At 36.1% G+C, this 19,062-nt stretch carries 11 protein-coding genes; 7 read left to right on the top strand and 4 right to left on the bottom strand.

The window, feature by feature from the left end:
- Positions 1-152: 152 nt before the first annotated feature.
- Positions 153-854, bottom strand: a complete 702-nt coding sequence (locus tag DDD_RS12040; protein WP_015363162.1) for a hypothetical protein — start codon at positions 852-854, stop codon at positions 153-155.
- Between the two features lie 423 nt (positions 855-1,277).
- On the opposite strand from DDD_RS12040, the gene DDD_RS12035 reads away from it, so the two are divergent.
- Positions 1,278-2,867 carry a protein adenylyltransferase SelO gene (locus DDD_RS12035; RefSeq protein WP_041567134.1) on the top strand — a complete coding sequence of 530 codons (1,590 nt, stop codon included), beginning with the start codon at positions 1,278-1,280 and terminating at the stop codon, positions 2,865-2,867.
- A 598-nt stretch (positions 2,868-3,465) separates the two neighbouring features.
- Here the strand turns inward: DDD_RS12035 and DDD_RS18250 are convergent.
- The 3 genes from DDD_RS18250 to DDD_RS12025 all read right to left on the bottom strand — a co-directional run bounded on the left by DDD_RS18250 (position 3,466) and on the right by DDD_RS12025 (position 6,441).
- Complete coding sequence (locus DDD_RS18250) at positions 3,466-3,630, bottom strand: hypothetical protein (protein ID WP_236613377.1); 165 nt, start codon at positions 3,628-3,630, stop codon at positions 3,466-3,468.
- A gap of 134 nt (positions 3,631-3,764) precedes the next feature.
- Positions 3,765-5,108 carry a sensor histidine kinase gene (locus tag DDD_RS12030; RefSeq protein WP_015363159.1) on the bottom strand — a complete coding sequence of 448 codons (1,344 nt, stop codon included), beginning with the start codon at positions 5,106-5,108 and terminating at the stop codon, positions 3,765-3,767.
- Positions 5,098-6,441 (bottom strand): sigma-54-dependent transcriptional regulator, encoded by a 1,344-nt coding sequence (locus DDD_RS12025; RefSeq protein WP_015363158.1) that lies wholly within the window; start codon positions 6,439-6,441, stop codon positions 5,098-5,100. Before DDD_RS12025 ends, DDD_RS12030 begins: the two co-directional genes overlap by 11 nt.
- Before the next feature lie 208 nt (positions 6,442-6,649).
- Between DDD_RS12025 and DDD_RS12020 the strand changes: the two genes are divergently transcribed.
- The 6 genes from DDD_RS12020 (at position 6,650) to DDD_RS11995 (ending at position 18,966) form a co-directional block, all read left to right on the top strand.
- A complete protein-coding gene (locus DDD_RS12020) occupies positions 6,650-7,903 on the top strand; it encodes an efflux RND transporter periplasmic adaptor subunit (protein WP_015363157.1) in 1,254 nt (417 codons plus the stop codon).
- Between the two features lie 205 nt (positions 7,904-8,108).
- Positions 8,109-8,810 carry an ABC transporter ATP-binding protein gene (locus DDD_RS12015; protein WP_041567441.1) on the top strand — a complete coding sequence of 234 codons (702 nt, stop codon included), beginning with the start codon at positions 8,109-8,111 and terminating at the stop codon, positions 8,808-8,810.
- Between the two features lie 199 nt (positions 8,811-9,009).
- A complete protein-coding gene (locus DDD_RS12010) occupies positions 9,010-11,406 on the top strand; it encodes an ABC transporter permease (RefSeq protein ID WP_015363154.1) in 2,397 nt (798 codons plus the stop codon).
- Between the two features lie 61 nt (positions 11,407-11,467).
- Positions 11,468-13,912 carry an ABC transporter permease gene (locus DDD_RS12005; protein WP_015363153.1) on the top strand — a complete coding sequence of 815 codons (2,445 nt, stop codon included), beginning with the start codon at positions 11,468-11,470 and terminating at the stop codon, positions 13,910-13,912.
- Between the two features lie 113 nt (positions 13,913-14,025).
- A complete protein-coding gene (locus DDD_RS12000) occupies positions 14,026-16,449 on the top strand; it encodes an ABC transporter permease (RefSeq protein ID WP_041567133.1) in 2,424 nt (807 codons plus the stop codon).
- A 72-nt stretch (positions 16,450-16,521) separates the two neighbouring features.
- Positions 16,522-18,966 (top strand): ABC transporter permease, encoded by a 2,445-nt coding sequence (locus DDD_RS11995; protein ID WP_041567132.1) that lies wholly within the window; start codon positions 16,522-16,524, stop codon positions 18,964-18,966.
- The last annotated feature ends 96 nt before the right edge of the window (positions 18,967-19,062 follow it).

Below are 19,062 nucleotides of genomic sequence, written 5' to 3'. Positions count from 1 at the left end.
AAGATTCTGAATTAAAAATCATCCCAAAACACACCTCACCTTCCTTGTAGGAAAAAGATAGTGATTTGGGGAATGGTGAAGATAGGAAATGAGGCGCAATTTAAACTGAAAATTTAATTGCGAATTCATGTACTAATTGAGACTTGCGATTATTAGTTAAACATTTTTTTACTGATGACTTGTACTTTTTCTACCATTTTACCTTTGATGAGCCAAGAAATACCAAAAGGAATAATCGCTGTAGTTTCAAATATAAACACATAATAATCCTGAATAAAAATGTTTACATCTAGCGCTACTAGCAATTTGCATATCAGCAAGAGTCCTACAGATATAAAAACGAGGTAACCGCTCCAACGGTAAAGGCTATGGTATCCATCATCATCGCCACGTGTAAATTTGAAACTAGACATCCATCCCATAGTAAGTATAAAAACCCCAGCAGCTACTAGATGAATTATGTTTTTAGTATTGTTTAAGTGACCTAATAAAGGTTCTAGGCCATTACCACATAAACCATCTATTACTGCACTACCACTTCCATCACAAGAAGTAGGGATTATAACAACCAGCAATGCTGCCAGCCCACCTATATTTGTGATAAAGTCATCGCTTATGATTTCAGTTTTAGGATCGATGCGATAGCCTTTATACGATAGTAAAAACAGTCCAAATGCAGAAAGTATAATGATAAAAATAAGTGATGCCACATTGTGGTAATAATAATGACTTATGGATGCAAGAACGCTGCCTTTGGCAATGATCAAAGCAACTGGCAGTAAAATTCCTAATGTACCGATGAGTAAACGTATGCGATAATCAGATCTTTGTAGAGGTTGGTTAGTTGTTTTCATATTGTAATAATTTGATTTGCAAGATACTACATATTGACTAGTTCTCTAGAAATTTACAATAACTCGATATATTCCTTCCTAAGTGTGAATATAAACTTGAGAAATAAAAATTAATTCCATTGACGGTTCAAGAACAGTACAGGCTCCAGTCATGAACGAGTTAAAATCGAGAATAAATAATCTGTCTCGACTGCGCTCGACATGACCTTGTATCAGGATATAAGTTCGAGTACTTCGACAAGCTCAGTACAAGCTGCAGTGGAGAACAATGTCAGTTCGAGTACAAAAATGTCAGTTCGAGAGCAATCGAGAAAAATGTCAGTTCGAGCACAACAATGTCAGTTCGAGCGCAATCGAGAAAAATGTCAGTTCGAGCGCAGTCGAGAACTCAAAGACTCAAGACTATCCATTACCTTTGCATCCATGCACAAACTCCACATCAATAACAGCTTTACAAACGCACTACCAGAAGATCCTATCAAAGAGAATTTTACACGTCAAGTAACTGGTGTGGCTTATTCTCAGGCGACTCCTTTGACGTTTAGAAAGGCCAGTTTGATTCATGTTTCAGAACTTGCTAAGGAACTCGGTTTTGATCAGGAAGAAATAGCATCTGCTGAGTTTTTGCAGTTGTTTACTGGACAAGTTTTGTACCCCAAAACACAGTCCTATGCGATGGCTTATGCTGGGCACCAATTTGGTAATTGGGCAGGTCAATTAGGTGATGGACGTGCAATCAATTTGTTTGAAATTGTTGAGAATAATAACCGCTGGGCATTTCAATTAAAAGGTGCTGGTCCTACACCTTATTCACGTCGTGGCGATGGTCTTGCAGTGCTGCGTTCCAGTATTAGGGAACACTTATGTAGTGAGGCGATGCATCATCTAGGCATTCCTACCACACGATCTTTGTCCCTTTCACTAAGTGGCGAAGAGGTGTTGCGTGACATGATGTACAACGGTAATGCGGCGCATGAAAAAGGCGCGATAGTCTGTCGTGTCGCACCTAGTTTTATACGGTTTGGTAATTTTGAGTTGGCTGCCGCTCAAGGCGAAAAAGAGTTGCTTAAAAAGCTCACCGATTATACCATTTCTACGTTTTATAAAAACATTACAACAAGCGGTAAAGAAGCTTATATCCAATTCTTTCAAGAAGTTACTGATCGTACATTAGAAATGATCATGCACTGGCAACGCGTCGGTTTTGTGCATGGCGTGATGAATACGGATAATATGTCCATTCTAGGACTCACCATCGATTATGGACCTTACGGCTGGTTAGAACCTTACGATCATGGCTGGACACCTAATACGACTGATAGACAGAATAAAAGATATAGATATGGAGCTCAACCAGAAATAGGATTGTGGAACTTACTCCAATTGGCAAATGCACTTTTTCCGCTAATTGAAGATGCAGCACCGTTACAGGAAATCCTAGATAGCTATAGAACCAATTATCAAGTTCAGTATTTGGAAACCATGATGAATAAGCTAGGCATTTATCATACGCATAAAGACGATCGTGATTTGATCCAGCAATTAGAGGAAATTCTGCACCTTCATGAAACCGATATGACCATTTTTTATCGAGAATTAAGTAAAATCAACTCTAAAACAGATAAAATCGATGCTTTTGAAGTGATTTCTATAGCTTTTTATCATTTAGACCAATTAAGTGACGCACACAGAAAAGAGTGGCTGGACTGGTTAGAAAGTTATATTTTACGACTAGAGCTGGATGTGAAAATGGAAGCTGGTGATATCATTACTTTCGCGAAAGCGAGAATACAGAAAATGAATGCTACGAATCCAAAATATGTGCTCCGAAACTATATTGCACAATTAGTTATTGATGATGCTGACAAAGGAGACTATTCTCTATTAAACGAAATCTACACCATGCTCCAAAAACCATATGATGAGCAACCAGAATTTGAAAAATGGTATGCTTTACGACCAGAATGGGCTCGATCTAAAGTAGGTTGTAGTATGTTGAGTTGTAGTAGTTAGGATGTTGGGAAGTATTTAACATGAGTTCGATGGTAGAAAATCTGTAATAGTATTTAAATAAAATAATAAACAATTGAGAAGTCAGTTTGAGCGCAGTCGAAAACGATTCAATACGATAAATCCTTATACAGTCTCGACTGCGCTCGACTTGACAATTTGGTTCATATTTTTAGAATCGTATTTTGTTAGAAAATTTAGGTCAGACTACAAATTGGTTAGTATTAAGTATAAAATTAATATTCTACACGTGTAATTTTTTTTCTTGATCTGATTAAAAACTTTTAAATATTTTCAAAAACTGTATCAACCACTCCTGATGGCATCGCCTTTGCCAAGGCAAGGAGTTTTTTGATCCCTTATAGAAAACTCCTTTCCTTAAATATTACATCCGACGAATGGAGATTGCGAAAAGAGAGGAATGGACAAGTGGGCAAAACGAGCGGTAGCGAGTTTTGGTTGGAAAGGTTGTAAGCGATGATTTGCATAAAGTCTTTTGAAAAATTCCAGCAACGTTCCAACCACTCCTGATGGCATCGCCTCTGGTGCGACGAGGTCCATCTGTCCTCGCCTTTGCTAAGGCAAGGAGCTTTTTGATGAATTATAGACAACTCCTTTCCTTAAAAAAGGAAAGGTGGGCAAAACGAGCGGTAGCGAGTTTTGGTCTCATAGGTTGAAAGCGATGATTTGCATAAAGTCTTTTGAAAAATTCCAGCAACGTTCCAACCACTCCTGATGGCATCGCCTCTGGTGCGACGAGGTCCATCTGTCCTCGCCTTTGCTAAGGCAAGGAGCTTTTTGATGAATTATAGACAACTCCTTTCCTTAAAAAAGGAAAGGTGGGCAAAACGAGCGGTAGCGAGTTTTGGTCGGAAAGGTTGAAAAGATGCTGCTCAATTACTAAAAAATCAATCTTGCCTCGGTGCCACCTTCATTTATGTTGCGCAGTTGGATTTTCCCTTGGTGTAAATTCATAATTTGTTTAGAAAGACTGAGTCCTACTCCACTACCACGTTTTTTAGTACTGAAAAATGGTACAAATACATTTTCTAAAACTTCTTGTGTGATTCCAGTACCATTATCCTGTACCGTAATTTGAAAATTACCTTTGAAAGTTTTACCAGCAGTAACAATTACCGTAGGATTCTCTTTTTCTTCTGCAGCTTCTATCGCATTGATGATTAAATTGATAAGTACTTGCTCTATCAAATAATTATCCATTTTAATAATAAGATTTGGCTCCGTAACTTTAAATTCTAGTGTAACATTCTTTTCTAAAATTGTAGGTTGCAGCAACTGTTCAATACTTTCAAACAATTCATCTATTTGCACAGGTAATCTATTGATTTGAGTGACTTTATTCAAGCTGCGGTAGGTTTTTGCAAATTGCATCAATCCTTCACTACGTTTTCTAATGCTACTTATTCCAGCCAAAATATCTTCTGAGTCTAAATTGTTTTCTTGTGGTTGCTCAATGGAAGATTTGAGATTAGTTTCCAAGGTTTCAGCTAACGAAGAAATAGGCGCAATACTATTCATGATCTCATGCGTCATCACGCTTAAAAGCTTTTTCCACGCTTCACTTTCATTTTTATTAAGGGTTTCTTCAATATTCTGTAGCACAATGAGCTTAAAAGAAGATTCTTCGATTTCAAAAATAGTATCTGAAATGAGGATTTTGGTTTCCTCTTGGCGCATCTTCAACGTGATGGAATCGGCTTGAGTGTGATAGGTTTCAAAGAGTTCTTGATAGACTTCTGGACGGCGCGACTCTATAAAACTGATGTTTTTAAAACTAGGTAGATCCAGTGTTTGAAGCAAAGAATCATTAGTCCATAACACAGATCCATCTTCTACGTTATAAGCTATGATCCCTACATCTACCATCTCGAGTATTTTCTGAAGGTAAACGAATTGCGCCTGGCGCTCTCTATTGATGGATTTAATAGTGCTGTTGACGAGATTAAATCCTTTATGCAATTCTCTTATATCTTGCGAACCTTTAGTTTCTACAAACCATCTCGAGAAGTCACGGTATTTAACAGATTCAAAAAAATCATCCATTTCAATAAAGCGTTTCAAAACAAACTTGTACAAATTGATAATGACAAGAATAGTAACAAAACTAGCACCTACAATTAAGTACAACTCAGACCAAGAAATCCAAAAGGCTAAAAAAGTTACCGAAGCAATCAATAAAAACACACGCCACGTAAGCGAAAAAACATAGCTTTTATAAGTCATATTTATTCAATCTACGGTAAAGTGCGGTGCGCGTCAATCCTAATTCTTTAGCGCTTTTTGAAATGTTACCATTGTTATTTTCAATTACGGTAAGAATGGTATTTTTTTCAAGATCTTCTAAATTAGTAGGTTTTTGATGGGAAGTAATTTCCGATTGCTCAATTTCTGGAAAGGCGAGATCTGTTGCTTTTAGGTAAGACTCGTCAGCCATAATCACCGCTCGTTCAAGTGCATGTTGTAATTCTCGTATGTTCCCAGGAAAAGGATGGTTCTTAATTTTATGCAGAAATTCTGGACTAAATTTCATTTGGTCCTTACCATATTTGCCAGCATAATAGTCTGCAAAATGATGAGCTAGAACCGTAATATCGTTACCTCGATCTCTTAATGGTGGCACCACAATATCAACCGTATTGATACGATAAACCAAATCTTTTCTAAAGCGACTCTCATCTGCCAGCTGGCTCATAGTTAAGTTTGTGGCACAAATCAATCGTATATCGATAGGCACTGGAACATTAGAACCTAGCGGAATTACTTTTCTGTTTTGAAGAACGCTTAATAATCTTGATTGCTGCTGTAGAGTAATATTTCCTATTTCATCCAGAAATAATGTACCGCCTTGCGCAGCTTCAAATCTCCCGATATGATCTGATTTGGCATCTGTAAACGCTCCTTTTTTATAACCGAATAACTCACTTTCAAAAAGCGACGTCGTTAATGAACCTATATCTACTTTTACAAAAGGCTGGTCTTTGCGATTAGAGTTTTCATGTATAGACTGTGCAACCAATTCTTTACCAGTACCATTTTCTCCTAAAATGAGAATATTAGCTTCAGTAGGAGCTACTTTTTTGATCTTAATAAGCACATCATTAATGGCATCACTCTCGCCTACCATTTCCGTTTTAGTAGCTAGTTCTACACGATTTGTTTTTGAGGCACTTACTTTTTTTAGGATTTCAGTTAAGGTTTGCACCATCTTATCATTCTTCCAAGGTTTTACCATGAAATCAGTGGCGCCTTTTTTTAATGATCTAATAGCTAAATCAATATCTGCATAGGCAGTAATTAAAATAACGTCTACGTCAGGATGTTTGGATTTGACTTTGTTGAGCCAGAAGATACCTTCGTTTCCAGTATTTACAAGTCCATTAAAGTTCATGTCTAGAATAACGGCATCAAACTTCTGAGTCTCCATCAGTCGTTCAATATTATTTGGATTCTTATTGGTAACGACCTCTTTGACCTTGGACTTGAGTAACAATTTTAATGCGATGAGTACATCTTCATCGTCATCAATTATTAAAATTTGGGCATTTTTAAGTTGCATACCTACAATATTACAATTATTTGATTTTTTATTATCAAATCTGGTCTTTTAAAATTTCAATTGGAAAAACTGTATCGCTTTCATACAGATAGTGTATCAAAACCGAACACTTTTAAAAGCTTTAAAATAATTATTTTATTGAATATCAACATGTTAAAGTTATGGCATCATTATCACAATAGAACTAGCAAGAAAATAAATTATTACCATGGACATCCCTTTAGAAAAGAAACGATTTACTACCAAAAAGATATTAGTAGCCGCAGGTATTGTAGCACTTGCCGCATTGATTGTTTTTGTTCTTTTATCGTCGACAGGAGCTTCAAAACTTAACGTCAACAAAGAACGAATTTCTATAAACGCAGTTCAAAAAGGAGTTTTTCAAGAAAATATTCCTGTTAATGGAATTGTGTTACCTATCACTACGATTTATCTCGATGCCCTTGAAGGTGGACGTGTAGAAGAAAAATTTGTTGAAGATGGCGCAGTGATGAAAAAAGGAGATCCTATTCTTAGGTTATCAAATACAGATTTAGAATTAAGCCTTGTCAATCAAGAAACACAGGTTTATAATTTATTGACTCAAATGCAAATTTCTCAAAATGCAGCCAGTCAAAATACTATCATGAAATTAAACAACTTTACTGATGTTGAGAACAGTTTAATAGAAGCCAAAAGAGTTTATGACCTCAATAAAACCCTTTTTGAAAAAGATGTGATCGCTAGACAAGAATTCATTCAATCAGAGAACGCTTACAACTACCAGAAGCAACGCATGAATCTTTCCAGAGAGATTCTTAAGGAAGATTCTCTAGCGGTGAAACAAGAAGGCAATCAAATCACCAGTTCTTATGCTCGTACACAAAACGCTTTACAATTAATGCGTCGTAAAGTAGCCGATCTTGTGGTAAGAGCGCCTGTAGATGGACAACTTACTTCTCTTGATGCAGAAATAGGACAATCTAAAAATAAGGGAGAACGCCTAGGTCAGATAGATGTTTTGAGCGGTTTTAAAGTAAGAGCCGAAATTGATGAACACTACATCTCAAGAATTTATACTGGACAGACTGGTAGCTTTCCTTTTAATGGTGAGAATTATCAGCTAGAGATCAAGAAGGTTTTTACACAGGTAACCAATGGTCGCTTTCAAGTAGACATGGTTTTTAATCAAGAAATTCCAGAAGAAATCCGTCGTGGTCAGAGTTTGCAAATACGACTGGCGCTAAGTCAAGAAAAGCAAGCATTATTAATTCCTAAAGGTGGCTTTTTTCAAGTCACTGGTGGAAACTGGATTTACAAAATAAGTGACGATGGCTCAACAGCCTATAAAGCAGAAATACGACTAGGAAGTCAAAACACCGAATTCTACGAAGTCTTAAGCGGCTTGCAACCTGGCGATAAAGTCCTCACAAGCAGCTATGACAACTACGGCGATGTAGAAGAGCTGGTCTTGAAAGAGTAAATGGATTCAAGAAATTAAGAATTTGTCTATAAAATAATTAGTAGCACGCTTTCGCGAAAGCGGAATTAAAATAAAAAATCATGAAAAATACGAACACACCTTTGCGATTAAATAAAGTCTGGAACAATAGACCTTTTGTAAAAAATCAGTCGAAAACTTCAAGATTCAAAAAACCAACTTTTTAAAATCATTTCACATGAATAATATGATCACCATTACAGACTTAGAAAAGTATTACGTTACAGAAGAAGTGCGTACGGTAGCCTTAAACAAGCTCTCCTTTTCTGTACAAGAAGGAGAATTTGTCGCTATCATGGGACCTTCTGGTTGCGGTAAATCTACCTTGCTTAATATTTTAGGATTGCTGGACGATCCTGACGGCGGCAGCTTTGTCTTTAACGATATCGAGGTTTCTGGTTTTAACGAGCGTAAAAGAGCAGATTTGAGAAAACATAACATCGGTTTTGTATTTCAAAGTTTTAACCTCATCGATGAATTGACCGTTTTTGAAAACGTAGAATTACCACTGATCTACACTGGAGTAAAGCCAGCAGAACGTAAAAAACGCGTGGATGAAGTACTAGAAAAAATGCAAATCATGCACAGACGCAAGCATTTTCCACAACAACTTTCTGGTGGACAGCAGCAAAGAGTAGCTGTAGCAAGAGCCGTTGTAAACAATCCAAAATTAATCCTCGCCGATGAACCTACTGGAAATCTAGACAGCAGTAATGGTAATGAGGTAATGGATTTACTTACTGAGTTGAACGCCGCTGGAACTACCATAGTGATGGTAACGCACAGCGAGCACGATGCCAAATACAGTCACAGAATCATAAGAATGCTGGACGGTCAGAAAGTGACAGAAAACATCCTAGCAGACTATAAAAGCGGTGTGCAAGTATAATGTTGTATTTCATTCTATTTATAGCACTTATGATCTGTAGAGGACTTTACCTGTAATCTACTTCAAAAACCGATTTCATTTTCCTTTTCAAAGGAAAGTTGCTCAAGAGCCCGCTTTCGCCCTGAGCTACCTCAGGATAAACTACTATTTTCTTTGGAAAATAGAAAGCGGAATAACTAACCAAAATAAATACACCATCATGTTTAAGAATTATATCAAAATAGCCTGGAGAAACCTTGTGAAAAACAAGGTGTACTCTTTCATTAATGTATTTGGACTTGCCTTAGGAATGGCAGTCACTGTATTGATAGGTCTTTGGATTATAGATGAATTGAGTAGAAATGATTCTTTTGCAAATAAATCTAAGATTGCAAGCATTTATCAGAGTCAGACTTTTAACGGAGAGATTTTTACCGGTGCTGCGATACCGTTGCCTCTAGAATTTGAAATGAAGGAAAAGCATTCTGATATTTTTGAACATATCGTCATGTCCAGCTGGAATAGTGATCAAATTTTTAAATATGGAGATAAAAATTTAAGTATAGAAGGATATCATAGCAGTAAAGACATCCTTGATATGTTAGACTTGAACATTATACAAGGTGATCCTAATGGGCTGGATGACCTTAAAAGTATAATGCTTTCTCAAAAAAGTGCCCAAGCTATTTTTGGTAATGAAAACCCTATAGGTAAAATCATAAATCTTAATAATAGTACCGATTTGAAAGTAACAGGAGTTTTTGAAAACGTTCCTAATCGATCATCATTTGGAGACATGCATTATCTCATTCCATGGGAGTTTTACAAAACTTCTAGAGAATGGATCGTAGATAATGCTGATAACTGGGATAATAATTCTTTTCAAATGTTTGTACAATTGAAAGATGGTGTTACCATGGATCAAGCAGATGCTCTGGTAAGAGATACAAAGAAAAAAGCACAACCTGAAAACACACACAACCCTACGCTTCATGTCAATGCAATGGCAGACTGGGACTTGAGAGATAATTATGTGAATGGTATAAAAAGTGGCGGTCGTATTGAAAACGTATGGCTATTTGGAATCATTGGGATATTTGTTTTGATACTTGCTTGTATCAATTTCATGAATCTAAGTACCGCTAGATCAGAAAAACGATCACTTGAAGTTGGGATACGTAAAAGTATAGGTTCAACTCGCGGGCAGTTGATCAATCAGTTTTTAAGCGAGTCTTTGTTGGTAGTGATTATTTCTTATGTGGTCTCAATAGCTATCGTCTTTTTCTCCTTAGGTTATTTTAATGATCTAGCGAGTAAAAACATTTCATTTCCTTATGATCAGCTTTACTTTTGGATCATTTCTATCGTATTTATAATAATCACGGCATTGATTTCTGGAAGCTATCCAGCTTTATACCTTTCTTCATTTAAACCTATTAAAGTATTAAAAGGAACCTTTAAAATCGGAAAACTAGCAGCATTACCACGCAAGATTTTAGTCGTGACTCAATTTACTGTTTCCATAGCACTTATCATAGGAACACTAGTGGTGATGAATCAAATAGACTATACAAAAAGCAGACCTACAGGCTACAACAATAATGGCATTATACAAATTCCCATATTCAGTAATGCGTTTGAAGGCCGTTATGAATTCACTCGTGAGCAATTTTTAAATAGTGGTGCAGTTATCGATTTTGCATCATCAAGTAGTCCTGTTACAGAGGTATGGTCTAATACCGCAGGATACGATTGGGATGGTAAGCCCGAAGGTTTTCAAGAAGATCTAGCACTTACATCTGTTTCTTACGATTATATGAAAACCATGCAAATGGAAATTATCGCAGGTCGTGATTTTTCAAGAAGTTTTCATACAGATTCTAATGCGGTAATTCTAAACGAGACAGCAGTAAAGTATATGAATATTAAAGATCCAATAGGAAAATACATAACTGATAGTGCAGATCGTGAGGCTGAGCCACCTATGAAAATCATAGGTGTAGTAAAAGATGCCATCGTTCAATCGCCTTATGAACCGGTAAAGCAACACATTTATCCATTTGATAATTTTGAAAATTCCAGCTATTACAACCTAAGACTAAATCCAGATCACACTATAAGCGAGAATTTAAGTACCATCGAACAAGTTTTTAAAACCAACTATCCAGATGTGCCTTTTGAATATGAATTTATAGACGAAAACTTTGCTCAGAAATTTAGAAGTGAAGAACGAGTTGCGAGTCTTGCAAAAGTTTTTACCATACTTGCAGTTATTATAAGCTGCTTGGGCCTTTTCGGTCTAGCATCCTACGTGGCAGAGCAACGTACTAAAGAGATAGGAGTGCGCAAAGTATTAGGTGCTTCTATAACAAATTTATGGCTATTACTGTCTAAAGACTTTCTGATTCTAGTCCTGATTTCTATTCTAGTTGCAGCGCCTCTAGCCTATTATTTTATGGGGAATTGGGTTCAGAAATTTACATATCGCACAGAAATAGGTTTATCAGTTTTTATAATTGCAGGTATAGGTGCTATTGTTTTAACAATTGTAACCGTAAGTTTTCAAGCCATTAAAGCTGCGAGAGTAAATCCCGTGAAAAGTTTAAAAACAGGATAAAGTTTTTTAGAGAATCCGCTTTCGCGTAAGCGGAATAATAAACCAAATTAAATACACCGTCATGTTTAAGAATTATATCAAAATAGCCTTGAGAAACCTGTGGAAGAATAAAATTTTCTCTTTAATAAATATCGTTAGCCTCGCTATAGGCTTGAGTGCTTCTATTGTAATAGGAATGATAGTCTATTATGACTTTACCTTTGATAAATTTCATCCAGATGGTGATCGTATTTATCGAGTAGCTAGTAAATATCAAGATCCAGAAGGAACATCATTTTTTGCTGGAATTCCTATTCCACTGATTGAAGAAGTCGATAAAAATTATACTGGAATTGAAGAAAGCGCTTATATTTTTATGACAAGACCTTATAGTGTATTGGCCTCTAAGGAAGATGCAGCTTTTAAAGAACCCAAGTTTGTTACTTATACAGATGAGAACTATTTTAATATTTTCAAGTACGATTGGCTCGCAGGTTCTGGTGAAAACCAACTCTTAAACCCTAACGAAGTAGTACTTACCCAATCTCGTGCCGCACAATACTTCCCAAATAAAAATCCTGCTCAATTAATTGGTAAAACGTTGATATACAACGATTCCTTAAACGCTACAGTTACAGGAATAGTTGCAGATTTTAAAGAACGAACGGACCTTGTCTTTCAAGAATTCATCTCTTTAAAAACCATCAAGCAAACTGATCAAAATGGACAATTCTTAAATCCCAACTGGCAAAACGTAAATTCGAGTTCGCAGCTCTTTATCAAGTTAGAAGAAGGCACAGATACTACAATCCTTCAAAACCAACTGAATCAAACGGCACTTGCACATGAAGATCCTGAAGATAAAAAGTACAATGCGAGTCGAGAGTTTTATGCACAACCGCTGTCAGAATTACATTTTGATCAACGTTATGGCAATTTTGATTATACCACAACTACTGCAGATAAGGATGTAATGTTTATGCTGGGTTGTATCGCACTGTTTTTACTTCTATTAGGTTGTGTGAACTTTATAAACCTCAATACTGCTCAAGCATCACAAAGAGCAAAAGAAATCGGAATTCGTAAAACATTAGGAAGTTCTAAAAAACAGCTCATCACTCAATTTCTAGGAGAAACATTCTTGCTAACAGTAGTTGCTGGAATTGTTTCCTTAGGTCTATCGGTATGGTTGATTTATATTTTTAAAGACTTTATTGCAGATGGTGTCAGCTTTGAGATGCTTTTAGATCCTTACTTAATTGGATTTTTATGTTTATTGATCATTTGTGTTACACTTCTTTCTGGATTTTATCCTGGTGTAGTATTATCAAAATTTAAAGCTGCCAAAGTTTTAAAAGGTGAAAACAAATCTAAAGATGGAAAAATAGGACTGCGTAAGTTCTTGACCGTTTTTCAATTTACTATCGCTTACATTTTCATTATCGCCACACTACTCGTAGGTAAGCAAATTCAATACCTATTAAACATGGATCTCGGTTTTCAGACAGATTCTATCGTTTATGTTGAAACGCCAGATCAAATAGAAGGAATTAATAGTAGAGAACTCCTCGCAGAAAAACTAAAAACGATTCCTCAACTTTCTAAAGTAAGTATAGGAAATACTCCACCTACCTCATCTACTCTTAGAACTGTATTCAAACATGAAGGTAAAGACGGCGAGAAAGTCATGGACATCAGTGTACTTTTTGGAGATACGAACTACCTTGATCTTTATGACATTTCTTTAATAACAGGAAGATTACCCATAAATGATACTATTAAGGAAGTTGTGATCAATGAAACTGCGGTTAGAGATCTAGGCTTTAAAACGCCAGAAGAAGCCTTAAACAAAATTGTAAATCCAAATCAATCTCCAATGCAAATTACTGGTGTGATGAAAGATTTTCACAGCGGTTCTCTCAAATATGAAATAGAACCTGTCGCGTTTACTGGAGATATTTATAGAAAGTATTTTTCTCAATTTGGCACCTTACATATGAATATCCAAGCAGGTTCTGGTGAGAAGATATCTAATACTTTGGAACTGATTCAATCCAAATTTGACGAAGTATATCCTGATTCTAATAGCACGATAAACTTTATGGATGAAACAGTGGCAAACTTTTACAAAAAAGAACGCAGTACTTCAAACCTTCTGAACTGGGCGATGGGATTATCAGTCTTGATCAGTTGTTTAGGACTGTTAGGTCTCGTAATGTTCAATACAGAAAGACGCATTAAAGAGATAGGAATCCGTAAAGTTTTAGGTGCTAGCGTTGTACAACTTAATACACTTTTGTGTAAAGATTTTCTTTGGCTCATCGGTATCGCATTTTTAATTGCTGCACCTATTGCTTATTGGGGTCTGAATAATTGGTTGCAAGATTTTGCCACAAGAACAGAGTTCAGTTGGTGGATTTTTGCTGGTAGTGGTTTAGGAATGATTGCTTTAGCTATCATCATTATGAGTTTTAAAACGATCAGCGCAGCTTTAGAAAATCCAGTTAAGAATCTGAAAATAGAGTAATAAAGAAGACTAGGTATTAATGTTCCGCTTTCGCCCTGAGCTAGCTCAGGATAAACTTCTATTTTCTAAAGAAAATAGAAAGCGGAATAATTACAAGCTTTAATTTATAAATCATGATAAAAAACAACATTATAATAGCGTGGAGAGCCTTAAAAAAGAATCGCCTTTTTTCAATAATAAACATTGTTGGACTTTCGGTAGGTCTTTGTGCATGCTTGAGTGTGGCCACTGTTGTAATTGATGATTTGTCGTATGATAGTCATTGGGAAAACAAACAAAACATACATCGAGTGCTTACCATAATGCCTGTAAATAAAGGCAGCGGCGAGAAAATGGCGGCTTCTTTTGCAGGATTAGAATATGCGTTACCAGAAAACTTTCCAGAAATCGAAACTCTCGTTTCCCTTTATTCAGGAGCTACTAATTTTAAAACCGATTCGAATAGCGACAATACCACTAAGACAAATGTTTTAACCACAGAAATTAAGGTTTGGGACGTTTTCGATTTTAAAATACTACAAGGAAACCCAAAAGAATTTATTAGCGGTACAGACAATCTAGTTATTACCAAAGGCTATAAGGACACTTATTTCCCCAATGTTGATCCAGTAGGACTTATCATCAAAGATGCACCAGTTTATGGAGCAGATGCCAATGAATACCTGATAACTGGAATTATTGAAGATATTCCTTCAAATACTCATTTAAGAGCTCAAGCAATAGTCATTGAGCCAACCAGAAGAGAACAACTGTATAAAGAAGGATATGGTTCATTTCGACAAAATTATATGGTCACAAAATCTGGAACCGATATTCCTTCTTTGACAGAAAAAGTAAATCAATGGTATAAGGATTTTATTGGAACTGAAAGTACCTACCAATACGAATTCCAACCTATAACCGATGTTTACTTACATTCCGAATTTGAGAAAGCTCAAGAAGTTCAAGGAGATTACAACTCCATTTTTATACTTTCTGGAATTGCTCTTCTTTTATTAATAATTGCATGTATCAATTTTGTTAACTTAAGTGCTTCCCGCAGCTTACAACGTATTAAAGAAGTAGGTGTGAGAAAAATTTTAGGCGCAAATAATAAGGCTATAACTCAGCAATTTTTAGTGGAATCCATCCTTTATTTCTTGATATCGACGGTCATCGCTACCGCCATTTATTACGTGACATTACCACTTCTTGAACTTTATGTGGGGCATCCTATTGCAATCACTTTTGCGCAAGATTTAGGTTTGTTAGCGACTGGATATGCCATCGTATTACTTGTAAGCATTTTTGTAGGTCTCTATCCAGCTTTACTGATGTCACGATTGAAAACAGCTGCTAGTTTAAAAGGGTCATTTCGAAGCTCTGGTGCAAATTTACAGCCATTTGTACAAAAAGGACTAGTAACATTTCAGTTTGTAATCTCAATGGTGGTCTTGATAGGTCTTATTGTCGTTGATAATCAAGTGGACTTTATGAAAAATAAAGATCTAGGTTACAATACAGAGAATTTGTTGAGTATATCAAATATTTCATGGGACAATAAAGGCGAAAGTTTCAAAAACAGACTACTTAAAATACCTGGAATCAAAAACGCAAGTATTACTTCGTTTTTACCGGGAACTAGTTCTGCGTATATGACTAAAAAGGTTGAAGATCCTTTCAATCAAGGTCAATTTTTGGAAGTGAACTTTATTAAAGGCGATGTAGATCTTCCCGCAACTCTTGGATTAAAACTGGAATCAGGCAGGGTTTTCAATAAGAATCGAGTTGTCGATGCACCTATTTCAAAAACCAGATATGTGTTTAATGATTCAATTAAAAAGGTCAACATGCAGTCCTCTTTAATATCAGAATACACTGCACAGACTTTAGATGTTCAAAACTTAAATACAGTGATCACTGGAGTTGAAACCGTTCCGGTTGGTCTTTTAAAAGACTTTCATAGTGAATCTTTAAGACATGCCATGACTCCAAATGTTATTATAGCAGAATCAAATCCGCAATATGGAGGTATGTTGATAAAAATGAATCCGTTGTCAATTAAGCCATCGCTGGTGCAATTGCAAGCGTTATGGAAAGAGGTTTATCCGGTAAAACTTTTGGATCTCAATTGGGTTGATGAAACCGTGCAAAAGCAATATGATAGAGAAACTCGATTGCAGCATTTTTTTAGCTTTTTTACTGGTTTGAGTATGCTGCTTGCCGCTTTGGGAATATTAGGACTGATTGCACAGGCAACCACATTACGCACCAAAGAAATAGGAATAAGAAAAGTGCTGGGCGCGTCTGTGAGCAGTATTGTGATTTTATTCTCCAAAGACTTTGTAAAGATTGTAGCTATCGCATCGATCATTGCAGCGCCTATCTCCTATTTTTTTTTAAACCAATGGCTAGAAGGATTTGCCTATCGTACTGAAATATCGTGGTGGATGTTTGCAGTTGCAGGAGTTTCGGCACTTACGGTATCAATAATAACCATAGGTTTTCAAACGACAAAAGCGGCTAGCGCAAATCCAGTCAAAAGTTTAAAAGACTGAATAGGAGTATAATTTAGATCCTGTTTCCGCTTTCGCGAAAGCGGAATTACTAACCAAAATAAATAAACCATCATGTTTAAAAATTATATAAAAATAGCCTGGAGAAACCTGTGGAGGAATAAAATATTCTCCTTTATCAATGTGATTAGTCTTTCTATAGGATTGAGTGCCGCATTTGTGATAGGTATGATGGTATATCATGATTTTACCTTTGATAAATTTCACAAAGATGGCGATCGTATTTACCGAATGGTAACCGATTTTGAGACCAGCTCAGGAGACTTCCATAATTTAGGATCGCCTATTCCACTGCGAGAATCGGTCAAAAATGATATTACTGGAATTGAAAATAGCACTGCTCTTTACCGCTGGTGGATGGAAAAATCTACAGCTGTAGAATCTTCTAAAGAACTTAGAAATCCAGATTTAATAACTTTTACACAACCTAGTTACTTTGAAATATTTACCTACGACTGGATCACGGCTGATGCTGCCTTAACTTTGAATGAGCCTAATAATGTTGTGATGACAGCAAGTCGTGCACAGTTGTATTTTCCTGACCTATCACCAAATCAAGTAGTAGGAAAAACCATAGACTATGGTCAAACTCGAGCAACCATAACTGGAATAGTAGCAGACTTTGAAGAAAATAGTGATTTTGTTTTTCAAGAGTTTATTTCTATTTCTACAGCAAATCAAACCAATCAAAAACGACAGGTTTTTGAGAACGGATGGGACACCGTTAGTTCTAGTAATCAGTTATTTGTAAAGCTTTCAAAGAATGCAGATTTAGTCACCATCCAAAACCAACTGGACCAACTTGCTAATGAACATCAAAGCGAGATAGACCTCTCTTATGGAAACAAAACTTTTTTCAGTATCCAGCCACTGGCAGATATTCATTTTAATGAAGATTATGGAATTTATGATTATTCTTTAGATCAAGCTAGTAAGCCTGTATTACTTGCTTTAGCCGGTATTGCTCTTTTCTTATTGTTGTTAGGTATTATCAACTTTATCAACCTCAACACGGCGCAAGCTACCAAAAGAGCAAGAGAGATAGGTGTACGCAAAACTTTAGGTAGCTCCAGATCACAGTTAATTTATCAGTTTTTAGGAGAAACCTTTTTATTGACTCTTACCGCTGCAGTCGTGAGTATTTTCCTCGCTATGTTTTTGCTTCAAATTTTTGAGGATTTCATATCTCCAGAAATCAATATGCAGCTTTTATTGCAACCAGCGATTCTATTGGGTACAATATTTCTCTTGGGAATAGTAACGCTAGCCGCAGGTTTTTATCCAGGAATGGTTTTATCGAGATTCAAGCCTAGTAAGGTTCTCAAAGGAAATGCAAATCATACTAGCGTAAAAAGTCCTTTGAGAAAAACCTTGACTGTTTTTCAATTTACAATAGCTCAAGTATATATTATTGGGACGTTACTCGTAGGACAACAAATTCAGTTTTTAATGAGTCAAGATATGGGCTTTAACGCAGATACAACTGCTTATATCAAAACACCATATTCTTCAAAAGACTTTAGTAAAAAAGAAGTTCTAGCTAGCGAACTCAAAAAAATACCACAAATCAATACGGTAAGTCTAGCTAACATGCCACCAGCTTCAAACAGCACCTTTTCTAACAATGCGAGTTTACTCAATAACGGTCAAGAATTTAAAACAGAAATAGAATTTTCAAACGGAGATGGAACTTATTTAGACCTATATCAAATAGAATTACTTGCCGGTAGAAAACCATTAAATGATACTATTAAAGAATATGTTATTAATGAAGCAGCACTTAAAGCGTTTGGATTTAAAAATCCAGAAGAAGCCATTAATCAACAAATCGAGATGGATGGAGAATTCTTCCCTATCGTAGGTGTGATGTCTAATTTCAATCAGAGATCGCTTAAAACATCGATCTCACCGCTTGCTTTTACAGGTGATACTTCTCGTAAAAACTGGTCACAGTTTACCAATGTGCACTTTAACTTACCTAGAAATAAAGAAACCAAAATTTCTGATGTGATAGAGAAACTAGAAGCCGAATACAATAAAGTATATCCAGACACCACGTTTGAGCTTGTATTTGTAGACGAAGTTGTTGCTAACTTCTACAGACGAGAACAGCAAATGAAAAAACTATTGCACTGGTCAACTGGTCTTGCTGTTCTTATAAGTTGTCTCGGACTTTTAGGCCTAGTCATTCATACTACAGAGCGACGTACCAAAGAAATAGGAATCCGCAAGGTTTTAGGCGCTTCAATTATGCAAATCAACGCGTTGTTATGCAAAGAATTTCTATCACTAGTATTGATTGCATTTTTAATCGCAACACCTATTGCTTATTACTTTTTGAATAATTGGCTTACCGATTTTGCCTACCGTACAGACATCAGTATTTGGGTATTTCTGGCTGGCGGCGTGAGTATGATATTTATTTCTATCCTCATCATGAGTTTTAGAACCATAAGCACAGCTCTGAAGAATCCAGTGAAAAGCTTGAAAACTGAGTAAGAATAGAATTACTGACTTAAAATCGGACACCACTGTATCAAAACCGTACACTGAGTAAAATAATAAAATATCATAAATTACTGTTTTTCAATTTAT

The organism is Nonlabens dokdonensis DSW-6 (assembly GCF_000332115.1).
Lineage (GTDB): Bacteria > Bacteroidota > Bacteroidia > Flavobacteriales > Flavobacteriaceae > Nonlabens > Nonlabens dokdonensis.
Note: the sequence above shows the minus strand (reverse complement) of the source record. Positions and strands in the feature narration are given on the sequence as shown.